General features: G+C 73.2%; 19 protein-coding genes and 1 pseudogene. 14 read left to right on the top strand and 6 right to left on the bottom strand.

What is annotated here, in order from left to right:
* The first annotated feature begins 10 nt into the window (after positions 1-10).
* From ACIPUC_RS19435 to ACIPUC_RS19420, 4 genes are all read left to right on the top strand, one after another.
* Complete coding sequence (locus ACIPUC_RS19435) at positions 11-1,411, top strand: dihydrolipoamide acetyltransferase family protein (protein ID WP_446590837.1); 1,401 nt, start codon at positions 11-13, stop codon at positions 1,409-1,411.
* 126 nt (positions 1,412-1,537) lie between these two features.
* Positions 1,538-2,476: a GNAT family N-acetyltransferase gene (locus tag ACIPUC_RS19430; protein WP_446590835.1), complete on the top strand. Its 939-nt coding sequence runs from the start codon at positions 1,538-1,540 to the stop codon at positions 2,474-2,476.
* Between the two features lie 26 nt (positions 2,477-2,502).
* Positions 2,503-3,267 (top strand): hypothetical protein, encoded by a 765-nt coding sequence (locus ACIPUC_RS19425; RefSeq protein WP_446590834.1) that lies wholly within the window; start codon positions 2,503-2,505, stop codon positions 3,265-3,267.
* A 165-nt stretch (positions 3,268-3,432) separates the two neighbouring features.
* Positions 3,433-6,192, top strand: a complete 2,760-nt coding sequence (locus ACIPUC_RS19420) for a PKD domain-containing protein (protein ID WP_446590833.1) — start codon at positions 3,433-3,435, stop codon at positions 6,190-6,192.
* 73 nt (positions 6,193-6,265) lie between these two features.
* On the opposite strand, the gene ACIPUC_RS19415 is transcribed toward ACIPUC_RS19420, so the two are convergent.
* A complete protein-coding gene (locus ACIPUC_RS19415; protein WP_446590832.1) occupies positions 6,266-6,685 on the bottom strand; it encodes a PPOX class F420-dependent oxidoreductase in 420 nt (139 codons plus the stop codon).
* 391 nt (positions 6,686-7,076) lie between these two features.
* Here ACIPUC_RS19415 and ACIPUC_RS19410 point away from each other — a divergent pair, with 391 nt between their 5' ends.
* Together ACIPUC_RS19410 and ACIPUC_RS19405 are read left to right on the top strand one after the other, a co-directional pair.
* Positions 7,077-8,957, top strand: coding sequence for a C1 family peptidase (locus ACIPUC_RS19410; RefSeq protein WP_446590830.1), 1,881 nt, complete (start codon positions 7,077-7,079; stop codon positions 8,955-8,957).
* 14 nt (positions 8,958-8,971) lie between these two features.
* Positions 8,972-9,310: a protease inhibitor I42 family protein gene (locus tag ACIPUC_RS19405; RefSeq protein WP_446590829.1), complete on the top strand. Its 339-nt coding sequence runs from the start codon at positions 8,972-8,974 to the stop codon at positions 9,308-9,310.
* Here the strand turns inward: ACIPUC_RS19405 and ACIPUC_RS19400 are convergent.
* On the bottom strand, positions 9,303-10,478 hold the full coding sequence (locus tag ACIPUC_RS19400; protein WP_446590828.1) for a DUF418 domain-containing protein: 1,176 nt from the start codon (positions 10,476-10,478) through the stop codon (positions 9,303-9,305). The genes ACIPUC_RS19405 and ACIPUC_RS19400 overlap by 8 nt on opposite strands.
* A gap of 142 nt (positions 10,479-10,620) precedes the next feature.
* On the opposite strand from ACIPUC_RS19400, the gene ACIPUC_RS19395 reads away from it, so the two are divergent.
* From ACIPUC_RS19395 to ACIPUC_RS19385, 3 genes are read left to right on the top strand one after another with little or no spacing between them, the layout of a single operon-like run.
* Positions 10,621-11,271, top strand: coding sequence for a GntR family transcriptional regulator (locus tag ACIPUC_RS19395; RefSeq protein WP_446590827.1), 651 nt, complete (start codon positions 10,621-10,623; stop codon positions 11,269-11,271).
* Complete coding sequence (locus ACIPUC_RS19390; protein WP_446590826.1) at positions 11,268-12,626, top strand: MFS transporter; 1,359 nt, start codon at positions 11,268-11,270, stop codon at positions 12,624-12,626. Before ACIPUC_RS19395 ends, ACIPUC_RS19390 begins: the two co-directional genes overlap by 4 nt.
* 48 nt (positions 12,627-12,674) lie before the next feature.
* Positions 12,675-13,658, top strand: coding sequence for an AraC-like ligand-binding domain-containing protein (locus tag ACIPUC_RS19385; RefSeq protein ID WP_446590825.1), 984 nt, complete (start codon positions 12,675-12,677; stop codon positions 13,656-13,658).
* Positions 13,659-13,870: 212 nt separating this feature from the next.
* Here the strand turns inward: ACIPUC_RS19385 and ACIPUC_RS19380 are convergent, their stop codons facing one another.
* Positions 13,871-14,695, bottom strand: a complete 825-nt coding sequence (locus ACIPUC_RS19380; RefSeq protein WP_446590824.1) for a maleylpyruvate isomerase family mycothiol-dependent enzyme — start codon at positions 14,693-14,695, stop codon at positions 13,871-13,873.
* 156 nt (positions 14,696-14,851) lie between these two features.
* On the opposite strand from ACIPUC_RS19380, the gene ACIPUC_RS19375 reads away from it, so the two are divergent.
* A complete protein-coding gene (locus tag ACIPUC_RS19375) occupies positions 14,852-15,649 on the top strand; it encodes a carbon-nitrogen family hydrolase (protein WP_446590823.1) in 798 nt (265 codons plus the stop codon).
* The gene (locus ACIPUC_RS19370) at positions 15,646-16,179 is read left to right on the top strand and encodes a GNAT family N-acetyltransferase (protein ID WP_446590822.1); all 534 of its coding nucleotides are present in this window, start codon (positions 15,646-15,648) and stop codon (positions 16,177-16,179) included. Before ACIPUC_RS19375 ends, ACIPUC_RS19370 begins: the two co-directional genes overlap by 4 nt.
* Before the next feature lie 31 nt (positions 16,180-16,210).
* On the opposite strand, the gene ACIPUC_RS19365 is transcribed toward ACIPUC_RS19370, so the two are convergent.
* Complete coding sequence (locus ACIPUC_RS19365) at positions 16,211-16,705, bottom strand: LURP-one-related/scramblase family protein (protein ID WP_446590820.1); 495 nt, start codon at positions 16,703-16,705, stop codon at positions 16,211-16,213.
* 32 nt (positions 16,706-16,737) lie between these two features.
* On the opposite strand from ACIPUC_RS19365, the gene ACIPUC_RS19360 reads away from it, so the two are divergent.
* The gene (locus tag ACIPUC_RS19360) at positions 16,738-17,538 is read left to right on the top strand and encodes a hypothetical protein (RefSeq protein WP_446590818.1); all 801 of its coding nucleotides are present in this window, start codon (positions 16,738-16,740) and stop codon (positions 17,536-17,538) included.
* A 28-nt stretch (positions 17,539-17,566) separates the two neighbouring features.
* Entirely contained in the window at positions 17,567-18,088 is a 522-nt protein-coding gene (locus ACIPUC_RS19355; RefSeq protein ID WP_446590817.1) for a DUF4240 domain-containing protein, read from the top strand.
* Here the strand turns inward: ACIPUC_RS19355 and ACIPUC_RS19350 are convergent.
* Positions 18,085-18,213 (bottom strand): annotated as a pseudogene (locus ACIPUC_RS19350) (Uma2 family endonuclease); the annotation flags it as partial. The gene ACIPUC_RS19355 and the pseudogene ACIPUC_RS19350 sit on opposite strands and share 4 nt — an antisense overlap.
* 87 nt (positions 18,214-18,300) lie before the next feature.
* Between ACIPUC_RS19350 and ACIPUC_RS19345 the strand changes: the two are divergent.
* On the top strand, positions 18,301-20,124 hold the full coding sequence (locus ACIPUC_RS19345; RefSeq protein WP_446590816.1) for an NHL domain-containing thioredoxin family protein: 1,824 nt from the start codon (positions 18,301-18,303) through the stop codon (positions 20,122-20,124).
* Positions 20,125-20,202: 78 nt separating this feature from the next.
* On the opposite strand, the gene ACIPUC_RS19340 is transcribed toward ACIPUC_RS19345, so the two are convergent.
* The gene (locus ACIPUC_RS19340; RefSeq protein WP_446590815.1) at positions 20,203-20,676 is read right to left on the bottom strand and encodes a hypothetical protein; all 474 of its coding nucleotides are present in this window, start codon (positions 20,674-20,676) and stop codon (positions 20,203-20,205) included.
* Positions 20,677-20,697: the final 21 nt, after the last annotated feature.

Here is a 20,697-nt window from a genome sequence, read left to right as displayed (position 1 = left end):
AGCCACGTTCATGACCATCCGCGAATTCAAGATGCCCGACGTGGGCGAGGGCCTCACCGAGGCCGAGATCCTCAAGTGGTACGTCCAGCCGGGTGACACGGTCACCGACGGCCAGGTCGTCTGCGAGGTCGAGACGGCCAAGGCCGCCGTGGAACTGCCGATCCCGTTCGACGGTGTCGTGCACGCGCTCCTCTTCGAGGAGGGCACCACGGTCGACGTCGGCCAGGTGATCATCTCGGTGCAGACCGGCTCCGGCGAGGCCGCCGGGGCCCCGGTCCAGGAGGCGGCCCCGGCCGCCGCCGAGGAAGCGGCCCCGGCGGCCCGCCAGCCGGTCCTGGTGGGCTACGGCGTCTCCGAGGCCTCCACCAAGCGCCGCCCGCGCAAGGCCGCCCCGGCGTCCGCCGTGGCGGCGCAGAACGGCACGTCGGCTCCGGCGGCCCCCGCGGCTCCGGCCGCCCCGGTGCTTCCCGCGGTCCCGGCCCAGCCGGCCGGCGAGCGCCCGCTGGCCAAGCCGCCGGTGCGCAAGCTCGCCAAGGACCTCGGCATCGACCTGGCCTCGGTCGTCGCCACCGGCGACGGCGGGGTCGTGACCCGGGAGGACGTCCACGCGGCGGCCGCCGCGGCGCTCGCCCCGCAGGCCGCGCCGGCCCCGGCCGCGGCGCCGGCCCCCGCGCCCGTCCAGGCCGCGGCTGCGGCCGAGGCCGCCCCGGCACGGGAGACCCGTATCCCGGTCAAGGGCGTCCGCAAGGTCACCGCCCAGGCCATGGTCGGCTCCGCCTTCACCGCGCCGCACGTCACCGAGTTCGTCACGTTCGACGTGACCCGCACGATGAAGCTGGTCCAGGAGCTCAAGGAGGACCCGGACCTGGCGGGGCTGCGGATCAACCCGCTGCTCCTCATCGCCAAGGCCGTCCTGGTGGCCATCCGCCGCAACCCGGACGTCAACGCGTCCTGGGACGAGGCGGCCCAGGAGATCGTGCTCAAGCACTACGTCAACCTGGGCATCGCGGCGGCCACTCCGCGCGGGCTGATCGTCCCGAACATCAAGGACGCCCACGCCAAGACGCTCGGCGAGCTCTCGGAGTCCCTCTCCTCGCTGGTCGCCACGGCCCGCGAGGGCAAGACCTCCCCGGCCGACATGCAGAACGGCACCATCACCATCACCAACGTCGGCGTCTTCGGCGTCGACACCGGTACGCCCATCCTGAACCCGGGCGAGTCCGCGATCCTCGCGGTCGGCGCGATCAAGCTCCAGCCGTGGGTCCACAAGGGCAAGGTGAAGCCGCGCCAGGTCACCACCCTGGCCCTGTCGTTCGACCACCGCCTGATCGACGGCGAACTCGGCTCCAAGTTCCTCGCCGACATCGCGGCGGTCCTGGAACACCCCCGCCGCCTGATCACCTGGGCGTAGCGGGCACGTAAAACGCCCCACCCGACGGCCGGTCTCCCACGAGGAGGCCGGCCGTCGGCCGTATCCCGGGCGCTGACGGGGGGAAATCCCCTGGCCAGGGTAGTGACCGCGTGTGATCATCGCCGGATGTTCTTTCGCGCTGCCACCGCAGACCCCGCCGACCTGGACCGCGCCCTCGCCTACCCGGCCGACGGCCCCGTCCCCGCCCTGACCGCCGAGCGGATCCGGGAGGAGCTCGACGGGAACCGGTTCCGGCCCGAGTGGATCTGGTTCGCCGAGGACGGGGACGGGCAGGTTCTGGCCCGGGCCCTGTGGTGGGGGCGCGGCGACAGCGAGCGGCCCATCGCGCTCGACTGCCTGCAGGTGCGGTCCTCGGTGGCCGACCCGGCCGCGCTGGCCGCCGGGCTGCTCGCCGCCGGGCACGCCGCCTTCGGGATCCTGCCGGTCTACAACGTCTCGCTGCCCCGCGGCTGGCGGGCCGACCCGGCCGTGGCCGACGCGGTCGCCTGGCGGCGGAAGGCGGCGTACGAGGCCGGCCTGACCAGCGAGATCGAGCGCCTGCGCTACGAGTGGACCCCAGCCGCCGGGACCCCCGCCGAGCCCACCGGGCGGCTGGTCTTCCGGGAGGGCACCGACGAGGAGTTCCTGGACGCCTTCGTACGCCTGTCGGCCGGCAGCCTCGACCTGCACACGCAGGCCGAGCTCCGGTCGATGGACGCGGAACAACTGGCCCGCGAGGACATCGAGTTCTACCGCGACTGCCCCGGCGAGCGCGCGTGGTGGCGCCTCGCCGAGCTGCCGGACGGCGCCCTCGCCGGCATGGCCATCCCCTCGGCGACCCCGTACCACCGCAACGTGGGATACCTGGGCGTCGTACCGGAACAGCGCGGCCGGGGCCTGATCGACGAGATCCTGGCGGAGATCACCCGCTTCCACGCGGCGGCGGGCGCCGAGCGCATCACCGCGACCACGGACACCGTCAACATCCCGATGGCGGCCGCCTTCGACCGGGCCGGATACGAGGTGACGGAGATCCGCCTCGTCATGGAAGGCCCGTCACGCTGAAGGGGTGGACCGGGTAGCCTCCCGGCGTGCCCATAGCCGAGTTGCAGGTGTACTCCGTGGAGGAGGCCGACGTCACGGGCGGCGTGTGCGTGGTCCGCTGCGTCGGCGGGGTGGCGCGGGCCGGACAGGTCTACGCCGTGGGGGAGTTGCGGCTCGGGCTGCGCCGCATCGAGCGGTACGGGCGCACCGTCGGCTTCTTCGACGCCGGGCACGTCGCCAAGGTCCACCTCACGGGAGCCGTGGTCGCGCTGCTCAGCCGCGGGCAGGTGCTGACCTCGGTGCCGCCCGACGGACACTCGCTGGAGGAGCTGGAGGAGTGGCTGGCCACCGGCCCGCCGCTGGGGGACGAGCCCCTTCCGCGGACGCTGCGCATCCTGGCGGTCGGGTGGATGCAGGACGACGCGGTCCCGGACGGGATCCGGCTCCGCTGGGGCCGGGTGGCGCTGGCCGCGACCTACCGCTGCGCGGAGGCCGAGGAGACGGGCGAGCTGGCCCGCGGGGCCGAGCTGGCGGCCGTACGGGGCTACCTGATCCGGGAGTTCGGCCCGGAACGCGGCGGCGACCCGGCGGCCCTGTGCCGGGAGCTGCTGGCGCTGATCGACCTGACCCCGCAGGAAGCGGCCGCGGAGGCCGACAGCTGGCGCGACCTGCCGCGCCCGCGCATCCTGCACCTGCGCCGCATCAAGAACCTGCTCCCGTGGCTGGCCCTCGTACGCCCGTACCTGCCGGACGGCGAGCCCCTGGCGGAGGCGGTCGACGCGTGGTCGGCGGTGCGGCCGCGATTGCCGTAGGCCGAGGGAGTGACATCGGCTTCCGGCCATTGGATGATGATCGAAGTCTTCACGGGTTCGCGTGCGCCCGACTGTCGCTGGGGGAACAGGACGTCTGCCAGTCGTGCGGCGCCGCAGCACCCGTCGTGACTCCACGCCATTTGCTTCGTCGAAGGAACCCTTCTGGTGCGTCCCACTCGTGCGACGGTCCTGCTGACCGCAGGTCTCGTCACTCTTCTCGGCATTCCGGGCGCCGCGGCCGCCGATGTCCCGAGTTCCCTGTACGTCAGCAACCATGACGGCTCCAACTGCTCAGACGCCGGCTCCGGCACGCAGGCCGTCCCGTACTGCACGATCTCGGCCGCGGCCAAGGTCGTGGCGCCGGGTCAGACCGTGCGGATCCAGACGGGCAAGGCGTACGACGAAAACGTCGTCGTCGACCGCTCCGGGGAGCCGGGCAAGCCGATCAGCTTCGTGGCCGACGGGCGGGTGGGCGCCACCAGGGCGGACCTGGCCTACGGCAAGGGTCTGACCGTCAGCGGTGCCTCCCACGTGGTGCTGCGCCAGCTGCGGAGCTACAGCGGCATGCGGGTCAGCGGTTCCACCGGTGTGGAGCTGGACGGGATCGAAACCAGGAAGGGCGCGCTCGACTCCCTCGTGGTCGACGGGGCGAGCAAGGACGTGCGCGTCAGCCGGAGCACGCTGACGGGGGTCCGTATCGAGGGCGGCTCGCAGGGCACCGTGCTCAGCCGCAACGACATCGCGGGTACCGCCGGGCCGTCGGTCACGGTGGTGGACGCGCCGGGCACCGTCCTCACCAACAACACGGTCCAAGGCGGCTGCGCGGCGGCCGTCTCGGTCAGTGGCGGCTCGACCGCCTCCGGGCTGTTCAACAACGTGCTCCACACCGGGGCCCACTCCTTGTGCAGATCGACCGAACCGCGCCACGGCATCGCGGTGTCCACGAGTGCCGCGGCGGGAACCCTCGCCGACTACAACCTGATCGCCCTCAACCCCGCGGTCCCGCTCGTGCCCTACAGCTGGTCCGGCACGACCTACAAGGACCCGGCCGCCTTCCAGTCGGCCACCGGCCAGGGCGCGCACGACATCCAGACCCCGTCGTCGGAAGGCGTCGAACCCAGGGACGGCTCCCCCACCATCGACTCCGCCGACCCGACGGCTCCGGGCGTGCTGCCCACCGACATCAACGGGTACCCGACCGCGGACGACCCGCGCGTCCCCAACACCGGGAAGAACGGCGGGTACCTCGACCGCGGTGCCTACGAGACCGATGACGGCCTGAGCGCGGTCTGGATGTACATCGACCAGACCTGGGCGCCGGTCGGGACCGAGGTGCAGGTGCAGGCCGTCTCGGACAGCGGCTGGCCCACCGCGATGAGCTACCACGTCGACTTCGGCGACGGCACGGCGCCGGTCGTCACCCGGCAGGGCGACGGAATGCACGCCCTCGCCTCGCACGTCTACGGCAAGCCGGGCGACTACGTGGTCAAGGTGACGGCGGTCAACGGGGTCGGCCTGAAGGTCACCACGGAGAAGCCGGTCAAGGTGACCCCGGCCGGCCCGCTGACCGGGGGCTTCACCGCCGTGCCGGTCCTGCCGACCTCGGACAACCCGATCGGGCGCGTCGCACCGCTGACCCTTTCGGTCGACCCGGCGGCCACGGTGGCGCCGTGGCCGGTGGAGTACATGGAGGTGGACTTCGGCGACGGCTTCTCCGAGCGCAGCGAGGGCCTGTCCACCGTCCGGCACACCTACAGCACGCCGGGCGAGTACAAGGTGACGCTCAAGCTCCAGGACACCAAGGGCGGCACGTCCACGGTGAGCCGGACCGTTCGGGTCGACTACGCGGCGTCCGGCTACGTCGCCACCACACCCTTCCGGCTCATGGACACCCGGACCACTGACAGTCCCCTCCAGGGCGGCGTCGCCCGTTCCGTGATCCTGCCGGTCGGCATCACGGTGCCGGATCACGTCCTCTCCGGTGGCATGGCCTCGGTCGTACTCAATGTGACCGCCACCGGGGCCACCGAAGACACCCACGTCAGCGTCTGGCCCGCCGGTCAGCCCCGCCCGGTCACCTCGAACGTCAACGTCAAGGCGGGCGGCACTTCCTCCAACACCGTGACCGTCCCCGTGGGCGCCGACGGCAAGGTCTCCGCCCAGCTCAACTCGGGCCGCGCTTCACTCGTCGTCGACTTCGTCGGCTACTACCAGCCCAACATCGGGCAGCGTTTCAGCCCGGTCACCCCGACCCGGCTCGCCGACACCCGTACGTCGGGCGGCGCGGTGGCCGGCGGCCAGACGCGTACCGTCAAGGTCGCCGGTGTGGCCGGGATCCCGGCCGACGCCACGGCGGTCGCGCTGAACCTGACCAGCACCGGCACGACGGCCGACACCCACGTGATCGCCTACCCGGACCCGGCGAAGCGGCCCGTGACGTCGAACCTGAACCCGGAGCCGGGCAAGGACAAGTCCAACCAGGCCATCGTCCCGGTGGGCCCCGACGGCACGATCACCCTCTACAACAACTCCGGTTCCACGCACCTGATCGTCGACGCGGTCGGCTACTACGGCGAGGACGGCAAGGCCCTCTTCACCCCGGCCGTGCCCAAGCGCCTGGCCGACACCCGCACCACGGGCAAGGTCGCCCCGGGCGCGACCACGACCGTGGCCGGCCTGCCGGCGAACGCGGTCGGCGCGGTGCTGAACGTGACCGCGACCGAGACCACCGGTCCCGGCTTCCTGACCGTCCACGGGTACGGGACGCCGCGCACGGACGCGAGCAGCCTCAACACCCTGCCCGGCCTCACCGTCCCGAACCACGTCACGACCCCGGTCGGGGACGGCAAGGTCAGCGTCTTCAACAGCTGGGGCGGCAGCAACCACGTGATCACCGACCTGCTCGGTCACTTCACACAGGGCTGACGCCGGACTGACGAGCCCCGGCCCCCGCGCACCGTGCGGAGGCCGGGGCTCCCGGCTGTCCGGGACCCGGTCCTCAGCCCTCGGCGCGCGCCGCGTTGCCGAGGACCCTGGTCGGGGTGATGCGCACGACCACGCGGACGTTGTCGGCCGGGGCGTCCTGGTACTCCTTGCCGGCGCCCGGGCCGAGGTACTCCTCGGCGATGCGGACGGCCACGGCCCGGCCGGCGTCCTCGGCGACGGTGGCCGTGCCGCGGATCTCGGCGTAGAGGAAGGGGTTGGCCAGGTCGAAGACGGTCAGGCCGACCCGGCCGTCGCGGACGATGTTGCGCTCCTTGCGCCGCCCCTGCTCGGTGGAGATCAGCAGATCGCCGCCCTCGCGCGACACCCAGACCACGGAACTCTGCGGGCTTCCGTCGGGGTTGATGGTCGACAGGACGGCGGGATGCGGCGCGTCCAGCAGCCCGCGCACGGTCTCGTTCAGCTCAACAGTCATGGCCGTCACGCTAGTTGGCGGTGTCCGTTTCCGCTCCCCGACTACACGAAGTCGGGGAGCGGCTACGTCTCGGTCGCCGCGCCGCGACCATTGATGGGGAAGCGCCCGTGACCGGCAGCCCGTGCGGGCGGGTCAGGGTGACGGCCAGGTCGAGAGCAGGTCGTGACGGCGATGCGCTCCGGATGATGCCGGGACCCGCACCCCGCCACGTGGCGACGGCCGGCGGAGTGCTCCCGAGCCCACCGGCACGGCCTCATCACGGCCCCCTGCCGAGCGCCGTGTGGAGCCCCCTCGTGCCACCGCGCGACCTCGCGGACCCCCTTGACTCGGCCCGGGCGCGGGGAGACGCTCCCACGTCGGGGATCCGAACGGGTGCAGCTGGGGGGCCGCCATGCCGGAGGAATCTGTCCAGACAGCGGGGGAGTTGCGGGCACGGCTCGCGGCGCGCGGGGCGCGGTGGTCGGTCCTCGAGCACCTGGCCGACGAGGAGCCGGTGCCGCGGCCCTCGCTCGGACTGGAGCCCGGGTCGAACCTGACCCCCGCCGAGGCGGTCCGCGGCGCCGACCTGCGGGCGCTCATCGGGCACGAGAGCGGCAATCCGCACCTCACCCGGCGCCGGGCCGCCCACGGGCTGCTCCCCGGCACCCGCGCGGGCGCCCGGCCCGCCTCCGTCGACTGGCGCAGCCGCTGGGGCACGTCCTGGATCACCAAGGTGAAGGACCAGAACCCGTGCGGCTCCTGCTGGGCCTTCGGCGCCGCCGGGCTGGTGGAGTCCATGGCCCGCATAGAGCACTGCGTGTGGGCGGAGCGCTCCGAGGGGGACGTCCACGACGGGCTCAGGTTCAGCTGCGGGCAGGGCAGCAACCCCGAGACCGCCCTCGACTGGATCAGGACCAACGGCGGGCTCGCCGACCCGGACTGCTGGCCGTACAGCACCCCGCCCGCCGGTCTGCCCGCCGCCCGGCGCGACGCCTGGCGGGCCGAGTACACGCCCAGCTGGGACCGTTCGGGGCGGACCGTCCGGATCAGCGACTACGTCCGCCTCGGCGACGTCGAGCAGCAGAAGGTGTGGCTGGACACCGTCGGCCCGCTGACCGCCTGCTTCGACGTGTACGACGACTTCTTCGCCCTCGGCGCCGGGGTCTACCACCGCACCGGTGACCGGCTCGCGGGCGGCCACTGCGTGCTGATCACCGGGTACGACGACGCGGCGGGCTGCTGGCTGTTCAAGAACTCCTGGGGCCCGGGCTATCACGTCGGCGGCTACGGCCGGATCGCCTACGGCGAGGTCAACATCGACTACTGGGCCAAGTGCGGCCTGCGCGGCACCAACATCGACCCGTGGAGCAAGCGCCGCCTGCACACCGGCAGCGTCTACGAGAGCGGCAACGGCCGCGCCCACCGCAATTTCGAGCTGCTCGCGCGGGCCGGCGGCGGCCGCCTCCAGCACTGGTGGCGCGAGGGCGACGCGCCGTACGCGTGGGCCCGCGCGGGCACCTTCGCGAACGACGCCTCGGGCCCGCCCGCCTTCACCGGCACCACCTACAACCGGAACATGGAGTCCCTGCACGTGACCACGGGCGGCCGGCTGCGCCACTGGTACTACGAGCAGTCCGCCGGCGTCTGGCGCGACGGCGGGGCCTTCGGCCCGGGCGACGCGTCCGTCGGTTCGACCCCGGCCTTCATCCAGAGCGACTACGGCAAGCCGGGCAACTTCGAGGTGGTCGTGCGGACCGCGGACGGCCGCCTGAACCACTGGTGGCGGATCAACGGCGCCCCCTGGACCTGGAACGACGGCGGCCGCTTCGCCTCGGGCATCGCCCACTACGGCCCCGCCCTCGTCCAGACCCGCTCCCGCCGCCTCGACCTCGTCGCCGCCCGCGCCGACGGCCGGATGCAGCTGTGGTGGCGCGACGACGCGAACGGCTTCGTGTGGCGGGCCGGGGAGGTCTTCGGCGCCGGCGCGGTCTCCGCGCCCTGCCTGATCGAGGGGCAGTACGGGGCCGTGGACGAGGACACCGCGGGGAACTACGAGCTGTGCGTGGCCGTTGCCGACGGCCGCGTCGAGCACTGGTGGCGGGGCAACGCGCGCGGCTCGGCCTGGAGCCGCAGCGCGGTCTTCGGGCACGACGTGCGCGCGGTCACGGGGATGCTCCAGGGCAGTTTCGGGTTCAACCTGGAAGTGATCGCCTTGCGCACCGACCGCCTGCTCCAGCACTACTGGCGGGACGGGGCCGGCTGGCACGAGGGGCCGGTCATCGGCCCGGGCTGAGAGGACCGATGCGGGTGGAGGTACGGAGCGTCGTGCTGAGCCCCGGTGAGCCGTACGAGCTGCGGCTGACCGGGCGCGGGGCGCGCGGGTACGTGTGGACCTGGCAGGTCACCGGGGATGCGGACGTGGTGGCGGTGTCGCAGGGCCCGACGGTCTCCGGGGAAGGAGCGGAAGCGGGGGAAGCCGGGGAAGCCGCGGCCGGCCCCCCGGGGGCGGCGGTGGAGCGCACGTACGTCGTACGGGGCCGTCCCCCGGGCGGCGGCCGGGCCCGGATCCGGTTCGCGCAGATCCGGCCGCCCTACCCGGACGAGGCCCCGTACGACGAGTTCGTCCTGGACGTCGAGGTCACCTGAGCGCCCACCGCTGTACGGACTCCAGCGGGCCCCGGTCGAACCGGCGCAGCCACAGCCACGACCCGGCGGCCAGCGCGAGCCCGACGGCCGCCCACAGGCCCATGACCCACCAGGGGCCGGTCCCGGCGAACCGCTCGGCCAGGCCCAGTCCGAAGCCGTAGCAGAGCAGCATGCACAGCAGGTTCTGGGCGACGTAGCAGGTCAGGGCGGTGCGGCCGATCGAGCCGAGGGCGGTGGTGACGGGCCGCGGGATCCACAGCCGGTCCAGGGCGATGCCGATCAGGCCGATGTAGCCGACGGCGACGAGCGGCGCGGCCCCGTAGCGGCCCAGGAGGAAGAAGGCGTCGCCGCCCAGCGCGGTCGCGGCGTTCAGGGGCAGTCCGAGGCCGAGGCCCCAGGCGGCCGTCCGGGTCCGGATGCGGCGGCCTTCGGGGGTGGCGGCGAAGGCACCGGCCCGGTGCAGCCGGACGCCGAGCAGGAAGAGGAACACCAGCAGCCCGAAGGAGAAGACGGGCTCGATGCGCAGGGCGAGGACGTTCTCCAGCCGGAAGGCGATCTGGTCGCCGTAGCCCCGCTGCGCATACAGCTCGACGGCAGCCGGATCCGGCCCCTCCTGCGTGCCGTCCGCGCTGCCCAGGGCGGCGAGCGTCAGCAGGCAGACCAGGGCCAGGTGCACGGAGGCGGCCGTCCACATCGCGCGCCGGCGGACCTTCTCGGAGCGGGCGAGCAGCCAGGCGACGAGGAGGGCGGTGACGGCGTAGCCCATCAGCACGTCCCAGGCGAAGACGAGGACGAAGTGGACGGTGCCCTCGATGAACAGGAAGGCGGCGCGCCGCGGGTAGCGGCCGGGCCACGGTTCGCCGCGGCGGGCGGCGGAGTCGTACTGGATGGCCAGGCCCACCCCGAACAGGACCGTCAGCAGCGCCAGGAACTTGCCGTCCGCGAGGAAGCGGAAGACGCTCTCGGCGATGTTCGCGGTGGAGGGGTCGGCGACGGGGTCGGGGGTGGTGAGCCCGCCGGTGAGCACGCCCCACTCCGAGCCGGGCGAGGCGAAGATCCAGACATTGGTCATGAGCGTGCCGAGGATCGCGGCGCCGCGCAGGACGTCGAGGAGGGGGAGCCGGGCGGTCGTCCGGCTCACCGGGACGGTGGTCAGGGTGTCGGCCATGAGTTCAGCGTCCCGGCGCGCGGGGCTCCGTACGTCGTGCCGGTGGACGAACCGGCGGTACATCCTTCGATGCAGTCCCCGAGGAAGTCTTGGATGCTGAGACGCGACGAGGCTGTACACGACATGTATCTATGCTGTGGCCATGCCGTCCCCCGCCGCGCCCGCACCTGCCGCCGACCGCGTCTACCGGCACATCAAGCAGGGCGTTCTCGACCGCCGGTACGAGGGCGGCACGCTCCTCACCGAGGGCGAGGTCGCCGACGCCGTGGGCGTGTCCCGCACCCCGGTGCGCGAGGCGCTGCTGCGCCTGGAGACCGAGGGGCTGATCCGGCTCTACCCCAAGAAGGGCGCGCTGGTCCTGCCCGTGTCGGCGCAGGAGATCGCGGACGTGGTCGAAACCCGGCTGCTGGTGGAGGAGTTCACCGTACGGCGGGCCGTCCCGGCCCCGCCCGCGCTGCTCGAGCGGCTGGAGGAACTGCTGCGCGCGCAGGAGCGGCACGCGGACAGCGGCGATCTGGCGGCCTTCGCGGTCGAGGACCGCTGCTTCCACGCCGAGATCGTCCGGCACGCCGGCAACCAGATCCTGTCCCGCCTCTACGACCAACTGCGCGACCGGCAACTGCGGATGGGCGTCGCCGTGATGCACGCCCACCCGGACCGGGTCGCGCAGAACCTCGTCGAACACCGCGAGGTCCTGGCGGCGCTGCGGGCGGGCGACGCGGACCGGGCGGCGGCCTGCGTACGGGCGCACCTGGGCCGGGTCGGCACCCTGATGCGCGGTGACGCCCGGTGAGCGCCCTCGACCCTCCCGGCGGGCGCAAGGCCGTCGCCGTCTGGTCCATCGGCGTCGCCGTCTACTTCGTGGCGGTGATCTTCCGGACCAGCCTGGGCGTGGCCGGACTCGACGCCGCCGACCGCTTCCACGTCAACGCCTCGGCGCTGGCGACCTTCTCGCTGCTCCAGCTGCTGGTGTACGCGGGGATGCAGATACCGGTGGGGCTGATGGTGGACCGGCTCGGCACCAAGCGGGTGCTGACCCTCGGGGCCGTCCTGTTCACCGCCGGTCAGCTCGGCTTCGCGCTGGCCCCCTCGTACGAGATGGCGCTGGCCGCCCGCGCCCTGCTGGGCTGCGGCGACGCCATGACCTTCATTTCGGTGCTGCGGCTCGGCACCCGGTGGTTCCCGGCCCGGCGGGGGCCGCTGATGGCGCAGCTGGCCGGGCTGGTCGGGATGGCCGGCAACCTGGTCTCCACGCTGGTGCTGGCGCCGGTTCTGCACGGGGTCGGCTGGGTGCCGGCGTTCGCGGGGAGCGCGGCGGCGGGGCTGGTCGTCCTGGTCCCGCTGGTGCTGTTCCTTCGCGACCACCCGGAGGGGCACGCGCCGCCACCGGTGGCGCGCGGCGCGGGCGGAGGCTTCGTCCGCCGCCAGATCCGCGAGTCCTGGAGCGAGCCGGGCACCCGGCTGGGCCTGTGGGTGCACTTCACCACGCAGTTCCCGGCGATGGTGTTCCTGCTGCTGTGGGGCATGCCGTTCCTGGTCGAGGCGCAGGGCCTGTCCCGGACCACCGCGGGCGGCCTGCTGACCCTGGTCGTCGCCTCCAACATGGCGCTCGGCCTGGTCTACGGGCAGATCGTCGGCCGCCGCCAGTCCGCGCGGATACCCCTCGCCCTGGGCACGGTGGGCCTGACGGCCCTGCTGTGGGCGGCGGTCCTCGTCCACCCGGGTGACCGGGCCCCGATGTGGCTGCTGATCACCCTGTGCCTGGTGCTGGGCTCCTGCGGGCCGGCGTCGATGATCGGCTTCGACTTCGCCCGCCCGGCCAACCCGGCGGAGCGCCAGGGCACCGCCTCCGGGATCACGAACATGGGCGGATTCATCGCCTCGATGACCACCCTGCTGGCGGTGGGCGTCCTCCTGGACGCCACCGGCGACAACTACCGCATCGCGTTCTCCACGGTGTTCGCCGTGGAGGCGCTCGGCATCACCCAGATCCTCCGGCTGCGCGGCCGGGCCCTGTCCCGCGAAGCCGCCGGCGGCCGCGCCGTGATCCCCGCGCCGCAGGCCGGGCACCCGGATCCGGCCCCGCAACCGGAGCGGGTCCCCCGCGCGTGTCCCCTTCCGGAGACGTCGGGGCACGGGTCACAGTAGGCCCCGCCGTCGGCGGTCGACGGCACGGCCGGAGGAGGATCAGCCCGCATGTGGACCCGTGTGTCCGCCGCCGCCGTGCCCGTGGCGGACAGGTTCGAGTGGTTCAACGACCTCGTCGCCTCCGCCCTGATACCGACGGCGATCAAGAGCGAGCGGTCCGCCGACTTCCAGGCCGAGGCGGCGCTGCTGGACCTCGGCGCCCTCCAGGTGTCCACCTTCGCGCACTCGCCCCTGAGCTCGCGCCGCACGCCCGCCCTGATCCGGCGCGGGGACCCCGAGCAGTACCAGCTGGCGCTGATCACCGGCGGCCGGTGGTGGATGTCCCACCGGGGCGGGGACGAGGAGTTCGGCGTCGGCGACATGATCCTCTGGGACACCTCGCGCCCCCAGGAGACCGTCGCCCACCCCGGGGACGGCCCGAACCGGTCGATCATCCTCCATCTGCCGAAGGACGCCCTGCCGCTGCGGCCGGACCGGGTGGACCGGCTGCTCGGCCGGCGCATCGCCACGGACAGCGGCATGGCGGCCGTCCTGGCGCAGTTCATCTCCTCGCTCGGCGAACACGGCTCCGCGTGCGCACCGCAGGAGCTGCGCCGACTGGGCTCGGTGGCGGTCGATCTGGCTGCCGCCTGCCTCGCCCACCGCCTCGACGCCTACGGTGAGCTCCCCGCCGAGGCCCGCGAGCGGGCCCTGCGCGAGCGGATCGACGCGTTCATCGAGCACAACCTCGGGGATCCGCAGCTCGCCCCCGGCTTGATCGCCGCCGCGCACGGCATCTCCGTACGGAGCCTGCACGCGCTCTTCCGCGGGCGGGAGGAGAGCGTCTCGGCCGCCGTCCGGCGACGGCGCCTGGAGCGCGCCCGCGCCGATCTGGCCCGCGCCGATCTGGCCGGCCGGCCCGTCCACGAGATCGCGGCCCGCTGGTGCTTCACCAACGCCCCGGCCTTCAGCCGCGCGTTCCGCGCCGCGTACGCGCTCAGCCCCACCGAGTTCCGCCGCGCGGCCGCGGCCGGGGCCCGCGTGCCGCGCTGAAGGCTGAGCCACCGGGCGGGGCGGACCCCCGTCCCACCCCGCCCGGACGCGCTCAACGAGGTCGAGACTAGGGAGGGGCGGCCGCGGGGCGTGTGCCGTGCGCGCAGGATCCGTTGATCTTCCGCGCAGGCACACGCACGGGCCGAGGCCCGGGCCGGGGTGGGCGCAGGCCAGGCTGGGCGCAGGCCCGGGTACAGCCCGGGCCCGAGGCCTTACGGCGTGACGGCGAACCCGGCCAGGATGGCCCCGGCCAGCTCCGCGTCGCCCTCGACCTTCACCCGGTCGGCGACGGAGTGCGCGCGGACCCGGCCCGCGGCCAGCCGGACGTACGTCTCCCAGTCCAGCGTGAGCGTCACGGCCGGGCCCAGCGACGGGGCCTTGTCCACGGTCCCCCGCCCCTCCGCGTCGACCCGTACCGTCCGCATGAACTCCAGCTGACCGTGCACGTCGATCACCACCGCCGAGTTCGCCGGCGCCCCCGCCCGCTTCGCGACCACCTTCGGCAGCCCGGCGAGGAGGAGGTCCCGCGCCACGTACGCGCCCGGCGAGTCCCAGTTCCCCGGCACGCCCAGCGCCGCCCGCAGGTCCTGCTCGTGGATCCACACGTCGAACGCCCGCAGCCGCAGCGCCTGCTCCAGCGTCACCTGGTCGCCCAGCGGCCCCCGCACCATCGTGGCCGGATCCCGCTTCTCGTTCCGCAGCTGCCGCGACCGCCGGATGACCGTGTACTCGAGCTCCGAGGTCATCTCCGGCGCGGTGTGGTGGCGCCGTACGTCGACCTGCACCTCCATGTACCGGCTGAACTCGTCCACCACGTGCCGCAGGTCGCGGGCCACGGTGTGGATCGGCCGCGGGTCTCCGAGCTGCTCGCATTCGATGCCGATGATGTGTGACACGACGTCACGGACCGACCAGCCGGGGCACGGCGTCGCCCGGTTCCACTCGCCCTCCGTCAGCGGGAGGACCAGCTCGGATATTGCCTCGATGGAGTGCGTCCACGCGTCGGCATAGGGCTGAAGGCTGGAATGGACGGTCAACGGGACCCCTCGCGGTGCTGTTCAGTGGCGCGTTCTGGAAGCTCTGGACATCAGACTCGGTTTCCAAAACTACGCTGCCGGTGAGCACCCCGGCAGTGCTTTCGTGTGACGATCGTAGGCCCGAGTTGTCGGCTGGAAGGCCAGGACGGTGGTAATGTGCGCGCCTCGCTGATTCAAATCGCAGTGAACGAGGGCGAGTCGGTCGATTCCCGGCGCGCCCGTGTGGCCGATCTCGTACGCGAGCAGGCCGGCTCGGACCTGGTCGTACTGCCCGAGCTGTGGACGGTCGGGGCCTTCGCGTACGAGCAGTTCGAGACCGAGGCGGAACCGCTGGACGGCCCGACCTACGCGGCCATGGCCGGGGCCGCCCGCGATGCCGGGCTCTGGCTGCACGCGGGCTCGGTCGTGGAGCGCGCGGGCGACGGCTCGCTGTACAACACGACCCTCGTGCTCTCCCCGGAGGGCGAGCTGGCCGCCACCTACCGCAAGATCCACCGGTTCGGCTTCGACCAGGGCGAGGCGGTGCTCATGGCGCCGGGCGACTCCCTGACCACGGTGGAGCTGCCGGAGCAGACCCTCGGCATCGCCACCTGCTACGACCTGCGCTTCCCCGAACTGTTCCGCGGCCTGGTCGACGCCGGGGCCACCACGATGGTCGTCGCGGCCGGCTGGCCCGCGCGGCGCCGGTCGCACTGGACCCTGTTGAACCGGGCGCGGGCGGTCGAGGACCAGTCCTACGTCCTGGCGTGCGCCCTGGCCGGCACCCACGCGGGCGTCGAACAGTCGGGCCACAGCCTGGTGGTGGACCCGTGGGGCGAGGTGCTGGCCGAGGCCGGTCCCGGCGAGGACGTCCTCACCGTCGACCTCGACCCGGCGAAGGTCCCCGACACCCGTGCCCAGTTCCCGGCCCTCAAGGACCGCGTGCTGGGGCTCCGCGCCCCGGCCGGCCGATGACCGCCGATCCCGGCGCGGCACCGGCCGGCGGCATCCGGCGGCGCGGGCTCCCCGACCTCGACGCCTGCGCCGGGGTGCTCGCCGCCGTCCACGCGCACGACGGCTACCCGGTGCACTGGCCGGACCGGCCCGCCGAGTGGCTGGCTCCGGCCGGCCTGCTCGACGCCTGGGTGGCGCAGTCCGACGGCCGCGTGACCGGCCACATCGGCCTGTCCCGCAGCGGAGCGGGAGACGCGGCGCCCGCCCTGTGGAGCCGCCGCGCCGGTGTGCCGGTCGAGCGCACCGCGGTGATCAGCCGCCTGTTCGTCTCGCCCGCGGCCCGTGGCCGGGGCACGGGCGCCCTGCTGCTGGCACGGGCCGTGCAGGGAGCCCGGGAGCGCGCGCTGCACCCCGTCCTCGACGTCCTGGCGTCCGACACGGCCGCGGCGGCCCTGTACGAAAGCCGGGGCTGGAGCCGGCTGGCCACCGTCGAGCAGCGGTGGAGCCCTGACCAGCTGGTGTCCGTGCACTGCTACGCGGCGCCCGCCTGACCCCCGCCCGGCAGGATCCGGAAGAGACGGCCTAGCCGTCCTCGCGCTCCTTCTCCGCCATCCGGATCACGCACACCGCCACCGCGATCAGCAGCGCCGCGTCCGCGTCCTCGCGGATCACGTCCACCGCGTACGTGTCGCGGATCCGGTACCACTGGCGCGAGATCAGGGCGAGCAGCTCGCCCTCGTACTCGACCTTGAACTCACGGTCCAGGATCCGCCCGCTGACGTCGAGCCCGGTGCCCTCGGCCAGGGTCACGCGGTAGTGGTTGCGCAGCAGGGACAGCCGCTTCTTGCGGATCACCGCCAGCCGGAGGTCGTCCCGTTCCAGGGTCATCGCGTCGCGGAAGGAGAGCATCTTCTCCCGCAGGGTGATCAGGATCCGGCCGTCCGGATCCTTGAGCTCCAGGGTGTCGCGGACCCGCAGGGCCTTCCCGTCGACGAGGAAGGCGTGGCGGCCGTCCTCGTCCTCGATCCAGTAGTCGTCCCCGATGGCCAGCACTTTGTCCCGTACGAGGTATTTCATGCGCTGATCCGTGCCCGCGATAGGTTGCCCTCATGCCCCTGCTCTACGTGACCGACCTGGCGTACCCGGCGCGCGGCCGCCGCTACGGCGACGAGGACATATTCCTCACCGCCCGGCTGCGGGAGCACTTCCCGCTGGCCCTGTGCCATCCGCGCGACGCGCAGCGCCTGATGCCCGGCTTCGACGCCGTGATCGTCCGCAACAGCGGGCCGGTCCTGCACTACCAGGAGGCCTACGACGCCTTCCGCGCCGCCGCGCTCGCCTCCGGCACGCCGGTCTACAACCCCCTCACGGGCCGCGGCGACATGGCGGGCAAGCAGTACCTGCTCGACCTCACGGCCGCCGGATACCCGGTCATCCCGACCGTCGACGACCCGGCCCGGCTGTCGGAACTGCCGCAGGTGCCCCAGTACGCGGTCAAGCCCAAGCAGGGCGCGGACTCCATCGGCCTCACCTTCACGGCGGACCCGTCCGGGACGGCGGGCGAGGTCCTCATTCAGCCGCGCATCGACTTCGCGTACGAGGTGTCCTTCTACTTCGTCGACGACGCCTTCCAGTACGCCCTGTACGCCCCGGACCCGGACCGGCGCTGGGAGCTGCGGCCCTACGAACCCGCCGGCGCGGACCTGGAGTTCGCCCGCGCCTTCGTCGAGTGGAACACCCTCTCGCACGGCATCCAGCGGGTGGACGCCTGCCGGGCGCCCTCGGGCGAACTGCTCCTCGTCGAGCTGGAGGACCTGAACCCGTACCTGTCCCTGGACCTGGTCCCGCCTGCGGTCCGGCAAGCCTTCGTCACATCACTCACGGGATCTCTCCACTCCTTCCTCACCTGATGTCAGACCCGGGTGCGAGGCTCTGTCCATGGACAAGCAGACGTTCTGGAAGCTGATCGGCACGGCCCGCGCGGAGGCGGCGCAGGACCTGGTGGCCGAGCGTGCGGCGGCGTTGCTCGCGCGCCTCCCGGAGGCGGAGATAGCCGGGGCCCAGCAAGTGCTGTGGGACCTGCTGGCGGAGTCCTACCGCAGCCCCCTCTGGGCCGCGGCCTACGTGATCAACGGCGGCTGCTCGGACGACGGCTTCGACTACTTCCGGGGCTGGCTGCTCACCCAGGGCCAGGACGCCTTCGAGTCGGCGCTGGCCGACCCCGACTCCCTGGCGTCCCACCCCGCGGTCCGCGAGGCCGCGCGGGACGGCCTGGAGCTGGCCGACGAGGAGGCCCTGTCCATCGCCTGGACCGCCTACGAGACCGCCACGGGCCGCGAACTCCCGGCGGACTCCTTCACGATCAGCTACCCGCCGCTGGACCCGGCCTGGGACTTCGACTTCGACGACACCGGGGAAACCACGGCCCGCCTCCCCCGCCTGAGCGCCCTCTTCGACTAGAGCCCGCTGGAGTCCAGCTCGAGGTCGAAGGGCTCCGGCAGCCGGACCGGAGTCCCGAAGGGGTGCGGCCCGTTCACCTTGGTGTAGCCGAGCCGTCCCGGCTCGGCGAAGAGGGTGACGGTCTGGTTTCCGGACCCTCAGCGTCCCACGGGGGCTCGCGCCGCGTCGTCACCCGGACGGGTGCATATGCACGGGGGTGGCACCCTTGTCGCATGAACTCTGCCGCGTCCGCACCCCGACGTGCCCGTGTCCGTGCCCCCGAGCTGATCGGCAAGGGGGGCTGGCTGAATACCGGTGGCACGCCGTACACCCTCGCCGACCTGCGAGGGCGGATCGTCATCCTGGACTTCTGGACCTTCTGCTGCATCAACTGCCTGCACGTCCTCGACGAGCTGCGCGAGCTGGAGGAGAAGCACCGCGACACCGTCGTGATCATCGGGGTGCACTCGCCGAAGTTCGTGCACGAGGCGGAGCACGCCGCCGTCGTCGATGCCGTCGAGCGGTACGAGGTGCACCACCCCGTGCTGGACGACCCGGAGCTCGCGACGTGGAAGCAGTACGCCGTCCGGGCCTGGCCCACGCTCGTGGTGATCGACCCCGAGGGGTACGTCGTCGCGCAGCACGCCGGTGAGGGGCACGCGCACGCCATCGAGCGGCTCGTCGAGGAGCTGGAGGCCGCGCACGAGGCCAAGGGGACGCTGCGGCGCGGCGACGGGCCGTACGTGGCGCCCGAGCCGGTGGCGAGCGACCTGCGGTTCCCCGGCAAGGCCCTGGTGCTGCCCGGCGGGAACCTGCTGGTGTCGGACTCGACCCGGCACCAGCTGGTGGAGCTGGCGGCCGACGGGGAGAGCGTCGTACGGCGCATCGGGAGCGGGGAGCGCGGGTTCACCGCCCAGAGCTTCAGCGAGCCGCAGGGGCTGGCGCTGCTGCCCGACGGGAGCGTCGTCGTCGCCGACACCGTCAACCACGCGCTGCGCCGCTTCGACCCGGCCACCGGGGCCGTCGAGACCGTCGCCGGGACGGGCCGGCAGTGGTGGCAGGGCTCGCCCACCTCCGGGCCGGCCCTCGAGGTGGACCTGTCCTCGCCGTGGGACGTGGCCTGGTGGCAGGGCAAGGTCTGGATCGCCATGGCGGGTGTGCACCAGCTGTGGACCTGGGATCCGGAGACGGACACCGTCGAGGTCGCCGCCGGTACGACCAACGAGGGGCTGCACGACGGGCCGGCCGCCGAGGCCTGGTTCGCCCAGCCCTCGGGGCTCGCGGCCGCCGGGGACCGGCTCTGGATCGCCGACTCCGAGACCAGCGCGCTGCGCTACGTCCAGCCCGCCGAGGACGGCTACGCCGTCACGACCGCCGTGGGCACCGGGCTGTTCGACTTCGGGCACCGGGACGGCGACGCCGGCCAGGCCCTGCTCCAGCACCCGCTCGGGGTCACCGCCCTGCCCGACGGCTCGGTCGCGGTGTGCGACACGTACAACCACGCGCTGCGGCGGTTCGACCCGGCCACCGGGCAGGTGTCCACCCTCGCCACCGACCTGCGCGAGCCCAGCGACGCCGTGCTGGTCGGCGAGGACATCGTGGTCGTCGAGTCCGCCCGGCACCGGCTGACCCGGCTGCGGCTCCCGGAGGACGCCGTACGGGTGGACGCGGTCGCCCACCGGACGCAGCGCGCCGCCACCGAGGTGGCGCCGGGCACGCTCCGCCTCGACGTGGTGTTCCAGGCGCCGAGCGGGCAGAAGCTCGACACCCGCTACGGGCCGTCCACCCGGCTGCTGGTCTCCTCGACCCCGGCCGAGCTGCTCGCGGCGGGCGAGGGCGCCGGGACCGACCTGTTCCGGGAGCTCGCGCTGAACCCGGACGTCACCGAGGGCGTCCTGCACGTCTCCGCGATGGCGGCGTCCTGCGACGACGACCCCGACAACGAGTACCCGGCCTGCCACGTCCACCAGCAGGACTGGGGCGTCCCCGTCCGCGTCACCCCCGACGGGGCCGCCCGCCTGCCCCTCGTCCTCGCCGGGATGGACGACAGCGCCTGAGCTCCGCGCAGTCGCACCGAGGCCCTCGCACCAGGAGCGGTGCGAGGGCCTCGGCCTGCACAGGGGGCTTCGTACGGATCAGGCGGCGGCATTCGCGCAGATCGCGTAGAACTCTCCGGTCACCTGAGCGCCGACCCCGGCGACGGCGATCGTCCAGCTCGTGCCGGCGGCATTCGGGCCCGATGTCGCGACACGGAGGTCGATTGGAGAGCCGCTGGTGATCTCGACCCCTCCGCTGAGGACCCGCTTTCCTGCCGGGCAGGGGATTTGTGCGGCCACGGTTCCACCGTTGATGACCAAGAACCCGCCGCCGGGAACCACTTCGTAGCCGGTGATGCCGTCGCCGTCGCCACCGGGTGTCGTCGTCGCGGCCTGGTCGCAGGTGCCCGCCTGGTGGATCTCGTTGTTGTTGCCGGCCACGTTGTTCTGCAGGCCGCACACCAGAGGCGACAAGACGTCCAGCAGTCCGTCGGCCTGTGCGCTGCCCGCGCCCGTCAGGGTGAGGGTCGCCGCGCTCACCAGCGCGATGGCGATCCCACGAATCCTGCGCATGCCGCTCTCCCTCGTCCAAGG

It is taken from the genome of Streptomyces sp. LARHCF249 (assembly GCF_052871255.1).
This window is presented reverse-complemented; position numbering and strand designations above follow the sequence as displayed.